We start from the raw sequence: 16114 nt of genomic DNA, 5'->3' as shown, positions 1-16114 counted from the left end.
CACCCTCAACCCTGTTGCCGCAGCCTCAATTCTCTCGTCGCAGCCTCAATGCGTCTTAGCAAGCTAAGCTCAGGCGGCTAAGATGCATTGAGGCTGCAACAACGTAGGCGAGTGTGCGGAAATCGAGCGCTGAGCGCCCTACAACTTCTCGCCCGGCAGACCGCCGGCGGTCATCAGTGTGACCCGTCCGACGGAGCCGCCGAAGTCGAACGTGATCCGCTCGGTGATTCCACTGCCCTCCTTCGCGACGGCCTTGCCCATCCCGAACTTGGGGTGGTTCATGCGGTCCCCGATGTCGTAGTGCACGGCCTTGCTGCGGGCACGTGTGGGATCGGGCGAGCCGAACGACGACCTGCGATTCCCCGAGTCCCCGAAGCCTGAACTGCCGAAGCCGGAACCACTGCTCGACGAGTAGCCGAACGCACCCCGTGACTCCCGCGGTGCGCGACGCGGCTCGGTGCGTCGCCAATCGATGAGGTGTTGCGGGATCTCTTGCAGGAAACGCGATTCCGGGTTCGACACTGGTTGCCCCCAGGAGGCTCTGGACATCGCGCGCGTCAGATAGAGGCGCTGCCGGGCTCGGGTGATCCCGACGTAGGCGAGTCGTCGTTCCTCGCTGAGCTCGTTCGGGTCGCCGAGCGCGCGCATGTGCGGGAAGTGTCCGTCCTCCCAGCCGGTGACGAACACGACCGGGAACTCAAGCCCCTTCGCGGTGTGCAGCGTCATCATGGTGACGACACCGTCGCCTTCGTCGGGCACCTGGTCGGCGTCGGCGACGAGGGACACCTTCTCCAGGAAGGCGGCAAGCGAACCGGGTTCGGGCTCGCCCTCCTCCGCGGGAGCGGGCGCGTCCGGGTCGATGTCGGTTTCGTCGTCGGCTTCGGCGCGCTGCGCGGCCTCCAGACTGAAGTCGCGGGCGACGGCGACGAGTTCGTTGATGTTGTCCAGTCGGGCGCCGTCCTGCGGGTCGTTGGACGCTTCGAGTTCACTGCGATACCCGGACCGGTCGATGATCGCGTCGACGAGGTCGCCGATGTCGGCGCCCTCGGTGGTCGCGTCGGCGACCGCTTCGTCCGCTGCGCCGCCGACCGCACCGAACGACATGAGGAAGTCGTTGCGGAGCCCTTCGATGAGCTCGACGAATGCCGTGATCTGTTTGACGGCGCGTGTATTGAGCAGTGCGACGCGGTTCTCCGTGGCGTCGAGCAGGCCTTGATAGAAGCTGACGCCGAGGTTCTCCGCGTGGACCGCCACGCACGCTTCGGCACGGTCGCCGATGCCGCGTCGCGGAGTGTTGAGGATCCGGCGCAGGCTCACCTGGTCATCGGGGTTGGAGACCACACGCAGGTAGGCGACGATGTCGCGCACCTCTTTGCGTTCGTAGAATTTGGTCCCGCCGACCACCTTGTACGGCATGCCGTGCCGCACGAAGACTTCTTCCAGTGCGCGCGAACCCGTGTTGGTTCGGTAGAAGACGGCGACGTCGGCGTAGGTGTGGCTCGCCGAACCACCGATCGAGTAGTCGACGAGCTGCTCGATCTCCTTGGCGATGAACGCGGCCTCCTCGCGGTCGGAGTCCGCGACGTACCCGGTGATGAGTTCGCCGTCGCCGGAGTCGGTCCACAGGCGCTTGTCGCGACGCCCCGTGTTACGGGAGATGACGGCGTTGGCCGCCGACAGGATGGTCTGCGTGGACCGGTAGTTCTGTTCGAGGAGGATCGTCTCGGCGTTCGGGTAGTCGCGTTCGAACTCTTCGATGTTGCGGATCGTCGCGCCACGGAAGGCATAGATCGACTGGTCGGCGTCGCCGACAACGCATAGTTCGGACGGTGCGACCGCCCCTCCGGGGCTATCCGATGCGGTCGGCTCGTCGCCGACGAGTTCGCGGACGAGGACGTACTGGGCGTGGTTGGTGTCCTGGTACTCGTCGATCAGCACGTGGCGGAAGCGGCGACGATAGTATTCGGCGACCTCCGGATGCCGCTGCAGCAGCGACACCGTCTCGCCGATCAAGTCGTCGAAGTCGAAGGCGTTAGCCGAGGCGAGGCGACGCTGGTACTCGGCGTAGATCTCGGCGATCGTCTGCGCCGTCGGATCAGGCTGGTCGCCTGCCGAGGCCTGCGCGGCGGCCTCGTCGGGCTCGACGAGCTCGTTCTTGTGGTTGGAGATCACGGTGCCGACGCCGCGCGGACTGAACTTCTTCGCGTCGAGCCCGAGGTCGCGGATCACCATGCCGAGGAGCCGACGAGAGTCGTCGGCGTCGTAGATCGAGAAGTTCGAGTTGCGGCTGCCCAGCAGTCCAGACTGCGCGCGGAGAATTCGGACGCACGTCGAGTGGAACGTGGACACCCACATGTAGGCGGCCCGCGGACCGACCAGGTCGATGACGCGTTCGCGCATCTCGGCCGCCGCTTTGTTGGTGAACGTGATCGCCAGGATCTGGCCGGGCGTCACATCCCGTTCGGCGAGCAGAAACGCGATGCGGCGCGTGAGCACCGCGGTCTTCCCCGAACCCGCACCCGCCACAATCAACAGCGGCACACCCTGGTGGAGGACGGCCGCGCGCTGCTGCGGGTTGAGCCCGTCGAGCAGCTCTCGACCGCGGTCGGTGAGTTCGGCGGCAGCTGGCCCGGGCGCAGGAGAGTTCGAGGAGTTCATCGCCTAGCCAGGCTACCCGCGAGGTCCGACAAGTCCCTCTCGACGGTCGCCTCGCGATAGTCTGAGCACGACCTCGGCTCGGGGAAGGAGTAATCGTGCCCGATCCTCTGCCGACCGCCCAGGAACGGCTGGCCGCCGATCGCAGGTTGATGAGAGCGGCGTCCGTGATCTGCGTCGTCCTTCTCCTGTGGCTGGTGATCGGTCTGTTCCGCCACCCCGCCTCGACCTGGATCGAACGCATCATCGTCGGTGGGCTCGCCTCCTGCTTCGGTGTACTCGTCATCGGGACGATGGGATTCCGGAAGCAGCTTCCCGCCCTCGATCGGACTCCCCGACCGGCTCGGGTGATCGGCCGCGACCACTTCAACACCGAACCCGAGCCGGAGAGCGAGATCGCACCGTACGTGCTCGTCCGCGTCGCGTTCGACGTCGACGGGCAGGAGGTCGAGGCGCTGATCGCGGACCTCGTCGTAGCGCCGTCACTCGACGATTTCGTCGACGGTTCGGTGTGGCAGATCTACGCCTTCGCCGCTGCGGACACGCTGACCAAGGACGACGACGGCTGGTGTCGCGTCGTACTCACCGAAGCGCACGACGACGTCGTCCGATCCGGCTACGATCTCGGCAGACACAGTCAGCATGATGAGCCCGGCACCGGCTCCGACCTGCTGTTGCGCCGCTTCGCGGAGAGTTAGTCCCGAGCGACTACGGCGCCAGTCCGGCCATGACCGCGTTCCCGACCCGGCCCTCACCCGTGTGCAGGTGCAGTCCGGGCGTGACCGGACGGATCTGCACGCCGTCGCCGTGCCCGGTCAACTGCGCATACACCACGTGCAGACCCGACTGGACAGGTATCTGCAACGGATCGCCTCCGTCAAGCCGCACTTCGATCTCGCCGTCGCGGTCCGCGCAATAGCTGATCTGCAAGGTCCACTGGAGGTCGAGGAGCGGCCCGTCGAGCGCCAACCGCTCCGGTCCCGCGATGCCCGGCCTGCGGCACGAGCCCGCACTTGGCTCGATTGTCCGTGCTCGCGTGACCGCCCCCTGCGTCGCCTTACCGGTCGGGTCGAGGACGACGAGGTCGTCGGTGTACGACCCGAACTCCGGCCGTTCGGGGAGGCGCCCGAAGATCCGACTGATCTGGTTGTCCGGGTAGGCCACCGGGAGCAGCACCTCCAACGGGACCGCCTGGTCGAACATGGTGCGCCCCGCGTTGTCCTTCATCGCCTGGCGCGCGTTCGCGAGATAGTCGGCGGTGGGGTCCTCGCGCCACGACGTCGAGTACGCGCTCGTGGCGATCATCGACGAAACGACCAGCAGCACTGCTCCGACGGCCACCGCGATCGTCGGACGCCGATCGGGTTCGGATGCGGCGGCGTGCGTTCCGCTGGCGCTCGGAGCTGCCGCAATCAATGCGAACGCGATGGTGAACACGAGCGCGGTATCGGGCAGATACCTCATCGTCTGCGCGAGTTCGAGCGAGGTGAACTCGCCGGACCGAGTCCACAGGACGGGGGCCTGCGCGAGCACTGCGTAGAGCGCGGCGCACACCCAGACGGCGACGGCACCGCGCGTCGCGCGCACCGTCGACACGACGAGTACCGCGATGATCACCCAACCGAGCACGATCATCCAGACAGGCGCGAGACCCATCGGCGGCGACGGCACCCACCTCTCCCAATTCCACGGCCCGCCCGCAAATGACGGGACGATCGCGTTGTTGATGCTCCGCCACACCAGGTGCGCCGTCTGCGAGAACGAATGGCTGCCCTCCGTCGCGGTGGTGGTCGCGAAGAACAGGACGGCCCACGCCACGAACACCGTCCCGAGGATCGCCCACAAGTTGCGCGCCCGGGTAAACGTCACCGTCAACGCTGACGTCCGATAGTCGGTGTCGGGATGCTCGAATCGGTTGGTCCGCCGGCGCGTCGCGAGCAGTGCCGCGACGAATGCGACGGGGAGTATCAGCAGCGACTTCTCGAAGAACGTGAGCGCGATCACGAAGGCGGCCACCGCGCAGACGACGAGCCGGGTCCGGCGAGCGTCGGACACGTCGTCGCGCACCAACAGGATCGCGTTGCCGACGACGTACGCGAGCGCTGCCTGCATCGGCAGGGTGTTCAGGCCCGCCGCCCACCACACATACGCACTGATCGTCATCGGGACGAAGAGATAGAACGCGAACGCTGCGAGCGCCGCCACGCCCGCACGCGGCGTGATGATCCGGATCATCCGCCACACCGCGAGGGACGCGATCGCCTGCAGCACGACGAGGGTCGCCGCGGGCAGCCACCATTGGACGGGCGCGATCACCGTCGACACTCCGGCCACCAGGAACGCTCCCGGCATGAAGTGCCCGTCGTGGCTGCTGCCGAGGTAGTCCCAGCTGAGGATCGGATCGCTCGACGCCTGCGAGATGAGAACGAGATCGTCCCAGTAGAAGTTGCCGCGAGCGACGAGCCACGCGCGTACGACGAGTTGCGCGACGAGGAGGGCTCCGGCGATGGGGACGACGGCGGCTGCAGGGACGACAGCGGCGGGGACGAGCGTGCGGGCGTGCGGCATTCCAGCATTGTCGCGCACCCCGCGCGCCGTGGTGCCGGTCCCACGCCGGTCTCGCGACACGCGGCGGTCGACGCGTGGCAAAATCGATAGACGTGACTGAGCCAACCGACCCGGCGAACCGGGACCTGGGAATCGACGGCCTGAGCGCCGACGTCGCCGACCTCCCCGACGACATCGACACCCTGCGCTTGGAGATCGACCGGATGGACGCGGTCATCCTGGCCGCGATCCAGCGGCGCAGCGCCGTCTCGAAGAAGATCGGCGCGTACCGGATGGCGACCGGCGGGCCCCGGCTGGTGCACAGCCGCGAGGTCAAGGTTCTCGACCGCTTCTCGGCCCTCGGTTCGGAGGGGCACACCCTCGCGATGCTGCTGCTGCGTCTGGGACGCGGACCGCTCGGCCGCTGACTAGTACAGTCAGCGTCCCCGCTGGTCGCGATACCAGCGGACCAGTGCGTCGGTCGACGAATCGTGCGACGCCGCGGGCGCCGAGTCGTCGGTGAGGCCCTCGACGAGGGCGTTCGCCTTCTCCTTGCCGAGCTCGACGCCCCACTGGTCGAAGGGGTCGATGCCCCAGATCGTCGCTTTGACGAACGTGATGTGCTCGTAGAGCGCGATGAGCTGGCCGAGGACTGCCGGGGTGAGCCGTGGCGCGAGGACCGTCGTCGACGGCCGGTTCCCCGGCATCACCTTGTGCGGGATGCGGTCGGCGGGCACGCCTTCGGCGGCGAGGTCGTCTGCGGGCTTCCCGAACGCCAGCACCTCGGTCTGTGCGAAGAAGTTCGCCATCAGGATGTCGTGCATCGAACCGCCGGAGGCGCCGTCGAGGTCGTCGGTCGGCCGAGCGAACCCGATGAAGTCAGCGGGCACCAGCCACGTGCCCTGGTGCAGGAGCTGATAGAACGCGTGCTGTCCGTTGGTGCCGGGCTCGCCCCAGTAGACGGTGCCGGTCGGGGTGGTGACCGGTCGTCCGCCCGCGGTCACCGACTTGCCGTTCGACTCCATCGTCAACTGTTGCAGATACGCGGGGAATCGGGCGAGATCCTGCGCGTACGGCAGGACCGCCTGCGACTGTGCTTGGAAGAAGTTCGAGTACCAGATGCCGATCATGCCGAGCAGGACCGGCGCATTGCGTTCGAGCGGCTGCGTCGCGAAATGCTCGTCGACGGTGTGGAAGCCGTCGAGGAACTCGGCGAACCGTTCCCGGCCGACGGCGATCATCAGGCTCAGGCCGATCGCCGAGTCGACCGAGTAGCGGCCGCCGACCCACCCCCAGAACCCGAACATGTTAGCGGTGTCGATACCGAACTTCGCGACCTCGTCGGCATTGGTGCTGACGGCGACGAAATGCTTGGCGACGACGTCGGCGGCACCGTCGTCGACGCCGAGGCCGGCGAGCAGCCAGCGTCGCGCGGCGACGGCGTTGGTGATGGTCTCCAACGTGGTGAACGTCTTCGAAGCGACGACGACGACCGTCGTCTCTGGGTTCAGATCGTCGAGAGTGGACACCACGTCGACCGGGTCGATGTTGGAGACGAAGTGGCAGTGCAGGCCGTCCTGCCGATAGTGGCGGAGCGCTTCGTAGGCCATCGCGGGCCCGAGATCGCTGCCGCCGATCCCGATGTTGACGATGTCGGTGATCGGCTTGCCGGTGTGCCCGACCCAGTCGCCGCTGCGGACCCGGTCGGCGAAGTCGCCCATCGCGTCGAGGACGGCGTGCACGTCGGACACCACGTCCTGGCCGTCGACGACGAGTTCCGCGTCGCGCGGCAGACGCAGCGCGGTGTGGAGGGCGGCCCGATCCTCGGACGTGTTGACGTGCTCGCCCGCGAGCATGGCGTCGCGCCGGTCTTCCAGGCCCGCTTCGCGTGCCAGACTCAACAGCAGTTCGATCGTCTCGCCGGTGACGAGGTGCTTCGAGTAGTCGATGTGCAGGTCGCCCGCATCCACCACGAGCGTCGAACCGCGCTCGGGGTCCATGGCGAACAGTTCACGAAGATGCAGTGCGTAGACGTGCGGGTAGTGGGCGGCGAGCGCGTGCCACGACACAGTCGCTGTTATGTCGTATTCGCCGGTGGCATCGGTACGGGAGCCCAACATGCTTCAACCCTATGTTGTCGCACGGCAATTCGCCGTTCGACGGGGTCAGATGAGGCGTGCGCTGATCGCGTCAGGGAGATACCGCAGCGCCCACGAGATCGGCGTCCACGGCCATCCGGGGACGGCGGCGCGCGCGGGCTCGGCTTCGATGGCTTTGACCATCGCCGCGACACCCGCATCGGTGTCGGTCATCATCGATGTCTTGACGCCCCGGTTGATGTCGGTCGCGATGTAGCCGGGCAGCAGCACGGTGACGACGATGCCGGTGCCTTTCAGTTCCGCCTGCAGTCCCTGGCCGAGCGTGGCCAAGCCGGCCTTGGACGCCGAGTACGCGGCCTGCGCCTTGGGGAGCCCGCGGACGGCGCTCATGGAACTGACCAGGACGAGGTGGCCGCTGCCCTGTGCGCGGAAGATCGCCAGCGCGGCCTCGATCTGGGTGAGGGCGCCGACGAGGTTGGTCTGGACGGTCTCGATGTTGGCGGCGGCCTTCCCCGTCCCGATCGGCGCGCCCTTGCCCAGTCCGGCGTTGACGATCACCCGGTCGACGCCGCCGAGTTCGTCGGCGAGCTTCCCGAATGCGACGGGGACTGCGTCGACGTCGGTCACGTCGAGCTGTGCGACAGCGACTTTCCGCGCGGTCGGCTCGAGTTCGGCGGCGAGCGATTCGAGTCGGTCGAGCCGCCGGGCGGCGAGCCCGAGACTGCGTCCGCGGGCCGCGAACTGACGCGCCATGCCCTCGCCGAGTCCTGAGCTGGCACCGGTGATGATGATCTTGTCGCGCGACATGCCAGCGAATATACCTGCGCGGGTTGCCAGATCGTGATGCGACGATCTTCGCGGTATCACTTCATTCCGACGATCTTCGCCTGTACAACTGATTGGGACCGTATTATCCCCTCCCCCGGTAGAGGACCGAACGCGATGCGACGAATCACCCGCACTATCACGACCCTCGCGCTCAGCGCCGCGATGGCCGCGGCAGCACTGACCGCCGTCGTCACACCGCCACCCGCACAGGCGTCGGGCGCGTGCAGCAACTCCGGCACGGGCATCCCGCTCCCGTTCGACTTCGGATCGCTCGGCTTCCCGCGCGGCGGCGCCGCGCAAGGTCCGCAGAAGCCGCTGCCGCACTTCGACAACGGACGCACCAAGACGATCTCCTGGGTCACCGGACCGCTCAGCCGCAACAAGACGTTCACGCGGTTCGGCATCTCCGGCACCGACGTCGGCGTCGCGTGGGACAACGGGCGAGGCCAGACGCTGATGGCGTTCGGCGACACGTTCGGGAACTGCCTGCGGCAGGACCGCGGATGGCGCAACAACACGTTGCTGCGGTCGACGGACACGAATCTGGAGAACGGTCTCACCCTGCAGCGTCGCGGATACGCGGGGCCGATGTTCGGCGCCTTCGGGTTCAGCGGTATCGAGAAGACGAAGATCCCGACCGCGGGCATTTCGATCGGCGGCAAGCAGTACGTCAACTACATGTCGGTCCGCGCGTGGGGACCGCCGAGCCGCTGGTTCACGAACTATTCGGCGACCGCCGTGTCGTCGAACAACGGGCGCAGCTGGTTCACGCCGCAGAGCACGATCCGGGTGAACGCAGGCGTCGACGTGGCACTGCCCGCCGGGTGGCCGTCGGTGAACCACGTGAACCCGCTGTTCCAGCAGAGCGCCTACCTGAAGGGCGTCGGTGACGACGCAGGCTGGGTCTACCAGTACGGCACGCCGAACGGCCGGTTCGGCGCGGCGCACATCGCGAGGTTCCGCCCGGGCGACATCCTCGATCCGGGCAAGTACCAGTATTGGACCGGTACCCGCTGGGCGGGTGGCGCGGCTCGGCCCGCGGCGATCGTCCGCGGCCCGGTGACCGAACTGTCGGTGGCGTGGAGCCCGTACCTGAACAAGTACGTGATGCTCGACAGCCCGAACGGCGTCAAGTTGCGCACCGCGAACCACCCGCAGGGGCCGTGGAGCGCGGGGCGACGGATCGCTCCGTCGAGTCTCGAGTTGTACGCGCCGATGATGCTGCCGTCGTCGCCCGCGTTGCGCGGTACGGGACCGGAACTGTACTTCAACGCTTCCCGGTGGGACGACTACAACGTCGCCCTGATCCGCACCAAGGTGCGCTGACCAGCAGCACCCGAACAACACCGAACACCGCCAGCCCCCAAACCAACACCGCTCAGCGCGCACATCGGCCTCTAGCCGGTCGCATCGCCTGAGCGGTGTTGGTTTGCGATGTCCGCACCGCTGCTCGAGCGGTATCGGGCCTCCTACTTCAACAGCCGCGACATCCTACGGTCGGCGAGAACCTTCCCGCCGGTCTGACAGGTAGGGCAATACTGGAACGAGCGGTCGGTGTACGACACCTCGCGAACCGTGTCGCCGCACACCGGGCAGGGCAGCCCGGTCCGGGCGTGGACGCGCAGCCCCGTCCGCTTCTCCGATTTCATGGTCGCGACCTCGCGGCTCTCGAGTCGCTGCACAGCCTCGGTAAGGACGGTCCGCGTCGTCTCGTAGAGGTTGTCGATCTGGTCGTCGTCCAGGGTCTTGGCGGACGCGAACGGGGAGAGTCTCGCCGTGTGCAGGATCTCGTCGGAGTAGGCGTTCCCAACACCGCTGATGGTGCGTTGGTCGGTGAGGACGGTCTTGAGGCGCGACGTCGTCGCACCCAGGATCGCAGCGAACTCGTCGCGGGAGACGGCGAGGACATCGGGCCCGAGGGTCGCGATGCGTTCGACATCGGACGGGTCGCGAACGATCCACGCGGCGAGCCGCTTCTGGGTGCCTGCCTCGGTCACGTCGAAGCCTTCACCGGGCAGTCCGCAGTGCACGCGCAGCGCGATGGGACTCTTCCCGCCGGGCCGGGGCGGCGTCTGCGACAGGGTGTTGCTCCATCGGACCCATCCGGCGCGCGAGAGGTGGATCACCAGGTCTATCTCCGGGTCGCTCGCGCCCGGACCGCTGTCGGGGCCGGGGACGGTGCGGATCACCAAGTATTTCCCGATGCGGTCGACGGCGCTCACGGTGCGCCCAGGCAGGTCCGTGTACTGCGGGTCGGCAGTCTTGAGGACCGACAGTGATGCGACGTCCACGCGACGAATCGGCAGACCCGCGGTGCGCGAGTCGAGGTATGCGGCGATCGCTGAGACCTCGGGAAGTTCCGGCATGTATCCAGTGTGGACCGGTATCGGCGGCATGTCTTGCACCCGATGTGATTTGGTAGACGGATGCCCGTCCGCCTCTCCGATGCCGACCTCGCCGCCCGTCTCGCCGAGGGTGCGGGTGAGATCTTGAACGGCATCCGCCACCGCGATCTACTCGACGGCCGTGTCGTCGGCGATGTCGGAGACATGCTCGCGCAGGCGTGGATCTCGACTGTGTTGCGCGTGCACCGCCCGCACGACGCGGTGCTCTCGGAGGAGGCTGAGGACGTCGGCGACCGGTCGACGACGAGTCGTGTCTGGATCATCGACCCGTTGGACGGCACCAACGAGTTTTCGTTGGGTACCGACAACTGGGCGGTGCATGTCGCGCTCGCCGTCGACGGCGACCCCGAGGTGGCTGCGGTGTCGTTGCCCGCGCAGGGCGAATTGTTCCGCAGCGACACGGTCGACGAGGTGACGGGGCCGCTCACCGGTCGGCTCGCCGTCTCGCGGTACGGGCATTCGTACCATTCGGCCGCCGTCGCCGACCGTCTGCGGATGGGTGCGGTGCAGATCGGTTCGGCCGGTGCGAAGGCGATGGCCGTGGTCCGCGGCGACGTCGACGCGTACGTGCATTCCGGTGGCCAGTACGAGTGGGACAACTGCGCTCCGGTCGGCGTGGCGCTCGCCGCGGGCCTGCACTGCAGCCGGATCGACGGCCGCCCGATCACCTACAACAATCCGCAGCCCTACATGCCGGACTTCGTCATCTGCCGCAGCGAGATCGCCGACGCCGTCCTCGACGCCCTGTCCACTCCCTGGTAGCTCGGAGCTCGAGACCCTATCCGCGGCCCTTCTGCAGCAGGTAGATGTCCATGATCCAGCCGAGTTCTTCGCGGACTCGCGCACGTTTGGCGGCGATCTCATCGGCCACGTCGGCGACGCGGCCGCTGACGAGGATCTCGTGCTCGGTGCCGAGGCAGGCGCCCCAGTAGACGGTGTCGTCGGGGTCCGCGGTCTCGCGGAAGGCGAGTGACGAGTCGAGCATGACGATCTGGTTCTGGTCGGCGCCGTCCGGTGTGGACGAGAGTCGTCGGCCGGTAGTGGTGAGGATCGGTTCGCCGACCGCGTGCGCGACGATCCCGTGCGCAGCGGTGAGCGCCGATGCGCTCGTGACGCCGGGGACGACGTCGACGGACAGCGGACGCCGGCGCGCGAGGGCGTCGGTCAGACGCAGCGTCGAATCGTAGAGCGCCGGGTCGCCCCAGACGAGGAACGCCGCGGTCCCGCCGTCGGGCAAGTGCGCGGTGAGGGCGGCGTCGATGGCGTCGACTCGGGCGGCGTGCCAGCGGCGCACTTCGGCCGCGTAGTCGGCGGGGTCGCGGTCGCGCGGCGGATCCGGCACGGCGACGACGGTGTGCCCGGGCGCAGCATGTGCGTCGAGCATCTGCTGCCGCACACCGGTCAGCTCGGAGGTGCGGTCGCCTTTGTCGAGGATCAGGAACACGTCCGTCGCGGCGATGGCGTCGACAGCGTCGAGCGTGATCTGGCGCGGCCCTCCGGGGCCTATTCCGATGACGCGGAGGACTACCGGCTTCACGGACGGATCTTCGCGAGGCCGTGGATGCGCGCGGTGAGGTCGAGTACCAGCTGACGCGGCGCGACCCGTTGCAGCGCGAACACGACCGGCGCACGGTTTCCTCTGGCGTAGAACGGTTTCGGCTGTTCCGAGAGCGCAGCCTGCACGACGGTTTTCGCCATCGCGGTGCTCGAGATGCCCTTGGCTTCGTTGGCGCGGGTGGCTGCGGCGACCGTCTCGTACTCGGCGCGATACGGCGAGTCGTCACCGATGTGGATGGTACGTCGCTCCCCTATGCCGGTCGCGATGGTGCCGGGTTCGACGGTCACGACGCGGATCCCGTAGGGCGCGACTTCTCGACGCAACGCCATCGCGTACCCCTTGAGCGCGGCTTTGGTAGCGGCGTAGTTGGTGCGGAAGGCGACGGGGAAGCTCGCGAGCATCGAGCCGACCATCACGACGGTGCCGCGGCCTCGTTCCCGCATGCCGGGAAGGACGGCCTTGGTGAGTGCGACGGGACCGAACACGTTGACGGCGAACAGGTGCTCGACGGCGTCCATCGGGGTGTCTTCGAAGGCGCCTGCCGCACTCTCTCCCGCGTTGTTGATGAGAATGTCGACGGCGCCGACTTCGGCGGCACATGCGGCGGCCGAGGCGTAGTCGGCGTTGTCGAGCCGCACATAGGTGACGCCCGCGATCGGGTCTTCGACGGTGGCCGGATTGCGGCTCGTGCCGTACACGCGGTGGCCGGCAGCGACAATCTGCCGTGCCACGTCCGCGCCGATTCCGCTGCTGGCGCCGGTCACGAGAACCGTGAGTGCGCCCGATGTCTGTGCAGTCATGGCGTCTACCGTATCCGGGGATCGCACGCGGGTGGCACGACCATCCGCGGCCGAACTTGTGCTCCCGGCAGGATTCGAACCTGCGACACCCGCTTTAGGAGAGCGGTGCTCTATCCCCTGAGCTACGAGAGCAGGCGGCCGTGGTGGGGATTCGGCCGTCGCGAGAAGTCTACGACAGCGTGCAGGCGACGCCCGCACCGCCGTCCGCTCGAATCAATCCCGCATCAGGCAGAAAAACCCGTTGACCGGAGTCGGCCGTCCCCGTACGTTTCTACGTCGCGAACGCGCCGTCGCCGCCTTACCCAGCGAGAAGGCCTCGTCTGGGCTATTTTCTTGAGGGGAGGTAGGCCCGCCATGGCGATTCAAGCGATCGATGCGATACCTGTGATAGTCCGCAACGCCGACAACGCTGTGCTGCACCGTCGGCCGTTCCGCGACGTCGTCGCCAACCTCCTCGAGAACAAGATGTGGATGGTCGAGCGCTTCGACCCGCCGATCATCGCCCACTCGGTCTCGATGCAGGTCGAAGTCCCCCGCGAAGTGATCCTGCGCGAATACGTGTACCGCCCGTACGTCGAACGCGAGCACACCACTCGCGAGAAGGTGCTACGGCGCGACAAACACCTCTGTGCCTACTGCGGCGAACACGCGCAGACGTGGGACCACGTGATGCCGCAGTCACGCGGCGGCGGCAACACCTGGGTGAACTGTGTCGCCGCGTGCGGCCCGTGCAACTGGGCCAAAGGCGATCGGACCCCTGAAGAAGCGGGCATCCGCCTGCTGTGGGAGCCATACCGCCCTACTTGGGCATAACTTTCTGGGGCATAACTTTCTGGGGCATAACTTTCTGGGGCGGTGATCGACGCGCAGTCAACCGGTCCGTCGCCGCTCGTCGAGGTCGTCACCCGTCTGACGACGCTGATGTGCGTAAAGGGCTGATGCCCTGCACCGCTGAGATCAGTCGTCTCATCGCTCCGCTCCGGCAAATAGCCGAAACGGGGCAGTGAGCGTACTGATCTCAGCACCACCGGCGGTCGAACGCCGGTCTACACCGACGCCTTCCGGGTGATCTGAACCATCAGATAGATCAACGCGAGACCACCGACGCCCGCAGTGACGACACCCACCGGCAGACCGGCGGGCAGGACGGTGCGGCAGAGTACTTCGCCGCCGATCACCAGCACCGAACCCATCAGCCCCGACGTGATCGCACCGGGGATCTCGGCACGCGCCAGGCGCACCGCGACCTGCGGCGCGAGGAGCGCGACGAACGCGATCGGGCCCGCAGCCGACACCGCGACCGCAGCCAGGACGACCGCCGTCACGAAGACAACGCCCGTCACCGCACTGGTGCGGACGCCGAGGCTGCGGCTCACCTCGTCGCCCAGACTGATGATCGCGAGGTTCCGCGCATTGGCGGCGATGATCACCAACGCGACCGCGACGACGGCGACCAGCGGCCACACTTTGCTCCACGTCGCCCCGGACACCGAGCCGACGATCCACAGTTGCGCCTGCTGCACCTGATTGACCTCGGCACGCGTCAACAGATACGCGATGAACGCCTGCATGCCCGCGGTCATCGCGACACCGACGAGGACCAGCCGGATCGGATCGATGCCGCGCCGCCACGTCATCAAGAACATCGCGAGTGCGGTCAACAGCCCGCCGAGAAGCGCGGCCACCGTCAACCCGAGGTCGGCGAGCCACGACGCCCACGTCGCACCGAACGTGATGACGACGACAGCCCCCGCGCTGGCCCCCGAGGTGATGCCCAGCATGTCTGCGGTAGCGAGCGGATTGCGCAGCGTGACCTGTGTCAATGCGCCCGACGCGCCGAGCGCGAACCCGACGAGGAGACTCACGAGACCGATCGGGAGCTGCGAGTCGAAGACGACGACGTTCTCGAACTTGGTGCCGCCGCCGAGCAGGATCCGCCCGACGTCGATCGGCGTCATCGGCAACGAACTGGTGCCGATACTCACTGCGAACAGCACGAGGGCGACGGCGGCGAGCACCACGCCGAGACCCGCAGCCCACGGGTTGACGACGAACTGCACACTGCCCGCCCGCACGATCGTGCGGCGGGCCCGCGGAGCGTCGAGCGGGCGTTCGACGGCGACCGGCTCATCGCCGGAATGCTTCGTGAGGTCCATCAGACGGCCACCAGCTTCTTCGCCTGGACCAGAACGATGAAGAACGGGGCGCCGATCGCCGCGAGAATGATGCCCGCCTGGACTTCGCCCGGACGTGCTATGACGCGGCCGACCACGTCGCTGCCGACCAGCAACAGTCCGCCGATCAACGCCGAATACGGGACGATCCACCGATAGTCGGGGCCCGTGATGAACCGCGCGATATGCGGAGCCACCAGGCCGAGGAACACGATCGGGCCGCACGCCGCGGTCGCCGCGCCGACGAGCAACGTGATCCCGATGATCCCGATGATGCGAGCCTGCCGGACCCGAGTGCCCAACGCGTGCGCGATGTCGTCGCCCAGCGACAGGATGTTCAAGAAGAATCCGCTCGCCACCGCGAGGACCATGCCCGGGACGATGAACGGCAACGTCGCGACGATGACGTCCCAGCCGCGCCCCTCCGTCGAACCGACCTGCCAGAAACGCCACGCGTCCAACGACGCGGTGTCGATCAGGACGATCGCCGACGTGATCGCCATCAACAGCACCGACAGACCCGTACCCGCGAGAATCAACGTCAACGGGTTCGCACCCTTGCCCGCCGACGCGATCAGGAACATCAGACTCGACGCGACCAACGCACCGACCAGCCCGAACGCCATGTACTGGATCGGCGTCGTGATGCCGATGACGTAGACGCCCACGACCACCGTGCACGCGGCGCCCGCGTTGACGCCCAGCAGACCCGGATCGGCCATCGGGTTACGCGTGTGCCCCTGAGTCAGCGCTCCCGCGGCGCCGATCGCGGCGCCTGCGACGAGACCGAGCACGGTCCGCGGGATCCGCAGACCGTGCACGATGCCGGAGATGTCAGTGCCGTCCTCGTTCCAGAGGATGTGCCAGACATCTCCGACCGGGATCGCCCGCGAACCGAAAGCGATCGACGCCACCGCCGCCGCGACCAGAGCTGCCAGGAGCAACAGCAGTCCGCCGAGTCTCTGTGGCGTCTTTCCCAACGTGTACGAACCTTGTCTATCGGTGAGCGCGCGATGGTTGGCGTGTCTCGCCTTCGCGTCGACCAGCA

Annotated in this window: 14 protein-coding genes and 1 tRNA gene; 5 read left to right on the top strand and 10 right to left on the bottom strand. The window is 67.4% G+C overall.

The window, feature by feature from the left end:
• Positions 1-138: 138 nt before the first annotated feature.
• Complete coding sequence (locus tag L5G33_RS00460) at positions 139-2658, bottom strand: UvrD-helicase domain-containing protein (RefSeq protein ID WP_236996176.1); 2520 nt, start codon at positions 2656-2658, stop codon at positions 139-141.
• Positions 2659-2753: 95 nt separating this feature from the next.
• Between L5G33_RS00460 and L5G33_RS00455 the strand changes: the two genes are divergently transcribed.
• The gene (locus L5G33_RS00455) at positions 2754-3353 is read left to right on the top strand and encodes a hypothetical protein (RefSeq protein ID WP_236996175.1); all 600 of its coding nucleotides are present in this window, start codon (positions 2754-2756) and stop codon (positions 3351-3353) included.
• 10 nt (positions 3354-3363) lie between these two features.
• Here the strand turns inward: L5G33_RS00455 and L5G33_RS00450 are convergent, their stop codons facing one another.
• On the bottom strand, positions 3364-5223 hold the full coding sequence (locus L5G33_RS00450; RefSeq protein WP_236996174.1) for a hypothetical protein: 1860 nt from the start codon (positions 5221-5223) through the stop codon (positions 3364-3366).
• 92 nt (positions 5224-5315) lie between these two features.
• Here L5G33_RS00450 and L5G33_RS00445 point away from each other — a divergent pair, with 92 nt between their 5' ends.
• Positions 5316-5630 (top strand): chorismate mutase, encoded by a 315-nt coding sequence (locus tag L5G33_RS00445; protein ID WP_236996173.1) that lies wholly within the window; start codon positions 5316-5318, stop codon positions 5628-5630.
• A gap of 9 nt (positions 5631-5639) precedes the next feature.
• On the opposite strand, the gene pgi is transcribed toward L5G33_RS00445, so the two are convergent.
• Positions 5640-7322, bottom strand: coding sequence for a glucose-6-phosphate isomerase (gene pgi, locus L5G33_RS00440; protein WP_236996172.1), 1683 nt, complete (start codon positions 7320-7322; stop codon positions 5640-5642).
• Positions 7323-7367: 45 nt separating this feature from the next.
• The gene (locus L5G33_RS00435) at positions 7368-8108 is read right to left on the bottom strand and encodes an SDR family oxidoreductase (RefSeq protein WP_236996171.1); all 741 of its coding nucleotides are present in this window, start codon (positions 8106-8108) and stop codon (positions 7368-7370) included.
• 135 nt (positions 8109-8243) lie between these two features.
• Here L5G33_RS00435 and L5G33_RS00430 point away from each other — a divergent pair, with 135 nt between their 5' ends.
• Positions 8244-9455: a glycoside hydrolase family 183 protein gene (locus L5G33_RS00430; protein WP_236996170.1), complete on the top strand. Its 1212-nt coding sequence runs from the start codon at positions 8244-8246 to the stop codon at positions 9453-9455.
• A 143-nt stretch (positions 9456-9598) separates the two neighbouring features.
• Here the strand turns inward: L5G33_RS00430 and L5G33_RS00425 are convergent, their stop codons facing one another.
• The gene (locus tag L5G33_RS00425) at positions 9599-10495 is read right to left on the bottom strand and encodes a DNA-formamidopyrimidine glycosylase family protein (RefSeq protein WP_236996169.1); all 897 of its coding nucleotides are present in this window, start codon (positions 10493-10495) and stop codon (positions 9599-9601) included.
• Positions 10496-10555: 60 nt separating this feature from the next.
• Between L5G33_RS00425 and L5G33_RS00420 the strand changes: the two genes are divergently transcribed.
• Positions 10556-11296, top strand: a complete 741-nt coding sequence (locus L5G33_RS00420) for a 3'(2'),5'-bisphosphate nucleotidase CysQ (protein WP_236996168.1) — start codon at positions 10556-10558, stop codon at positions 11294-11296.
• A 16-nt stretch (positions 11297-11312) separates the two neighbouring features.
• Here the strand turns inward: L5G33_RS00420 and cobF are convergent, their stop codons facing one another.
• The 3 genes from cobF to L5G33_RS00405 all read right to left on the bottom strand — a co-directional run bounded on the left by cobF (position 11313) and on the right by L5G33_RS00405 (position 13024).
• Positions 11313-12071 (bottom strand): precorrin-6A synthase (deacetylating), encoded by a 759-nt coding sequence (gene cobF / locus L5G33_RS00415; protein WP_236996167.1) that lies wholly within the window; start codon positions 12069-12071, stop codon positions 11313-11315.
• Complete coding sequence (locus L5G33_RS00410) at positions 12068-12892, bottom strand: SDR family oxidoreductase (protein WP_236996166.1); 825 nt, start codon at positions 12890-12892, stop codon at positions 12068-12070. The genes cobF and L5G33_RS00410 overlap by 4 nt, the downstream gene beginning before the upstream one ends.
• Before the next feature lie 59 nt (positions 12893-12951).
• Positions 12952-13024, bottom strand: a tRNA-Arg gene (locus L5G33_RS00405).
• 222 nt (positions 13025-13246) lie between these two features.
• Here L5G33_RS00405 and L5G33_RS00400 point away from each other — a divergent pair.
• On the top strand, positions 13247-13705 hold the full coding sequence (locus L5G33_RS00400; protein ID WP_236996165.1) for an HNH endonuclease: 459 nt from the start codon (positions 13247-13249) through the stop codon (positions 13703-13705).
• 233 nt (positions 13706-13938) lie between these two features.
• Here the strand turns inward: L5G33_RS00400 and L5G33_RS00395 are convergent, their stop codons facing one another.
• Both L5G33_RS00395 and L5G33_RS00390 read right to left on the bottom strand, forming a co-directional pair.
• Positions 13939-15048, bottom strand: a complete 1110-nt coding sequence (locus L5G33_RS00395; RefSeq protein WP_236996164.1) for a FecCD family ABC transporter permease — start codon at positions 15046-15048, stop codon at positions 13939-13941.
• Complete coding sequence (locus tag L5G33_RS00390; protein WP_236996163.1) at positions 15048-16046, bottom strand: FecCD family ABC transporter permease; 999 nt, start codon at positions 16044-16046, stop codon at positions 15048-15050. Before L5G33_RS00390 ends, L5G33_RS00395 begins: the two co-directional genes overlap by 1 nt.
• Positions 16047-16114: the final 68 nt, after the last annotated feature.

This window comes from Gordonia liuliyuniae (assembly GCF_021738805.1).
Lineage (GTDB): Bacteria > Actinomycetota > Actinomycetes > Mycobacteriales > Mycobacteriaceae > Gordonia > Gordonia liuliyuniae.
This window is presented reverse-complemented; position numbering and strand designations above follow the sequence as displayed.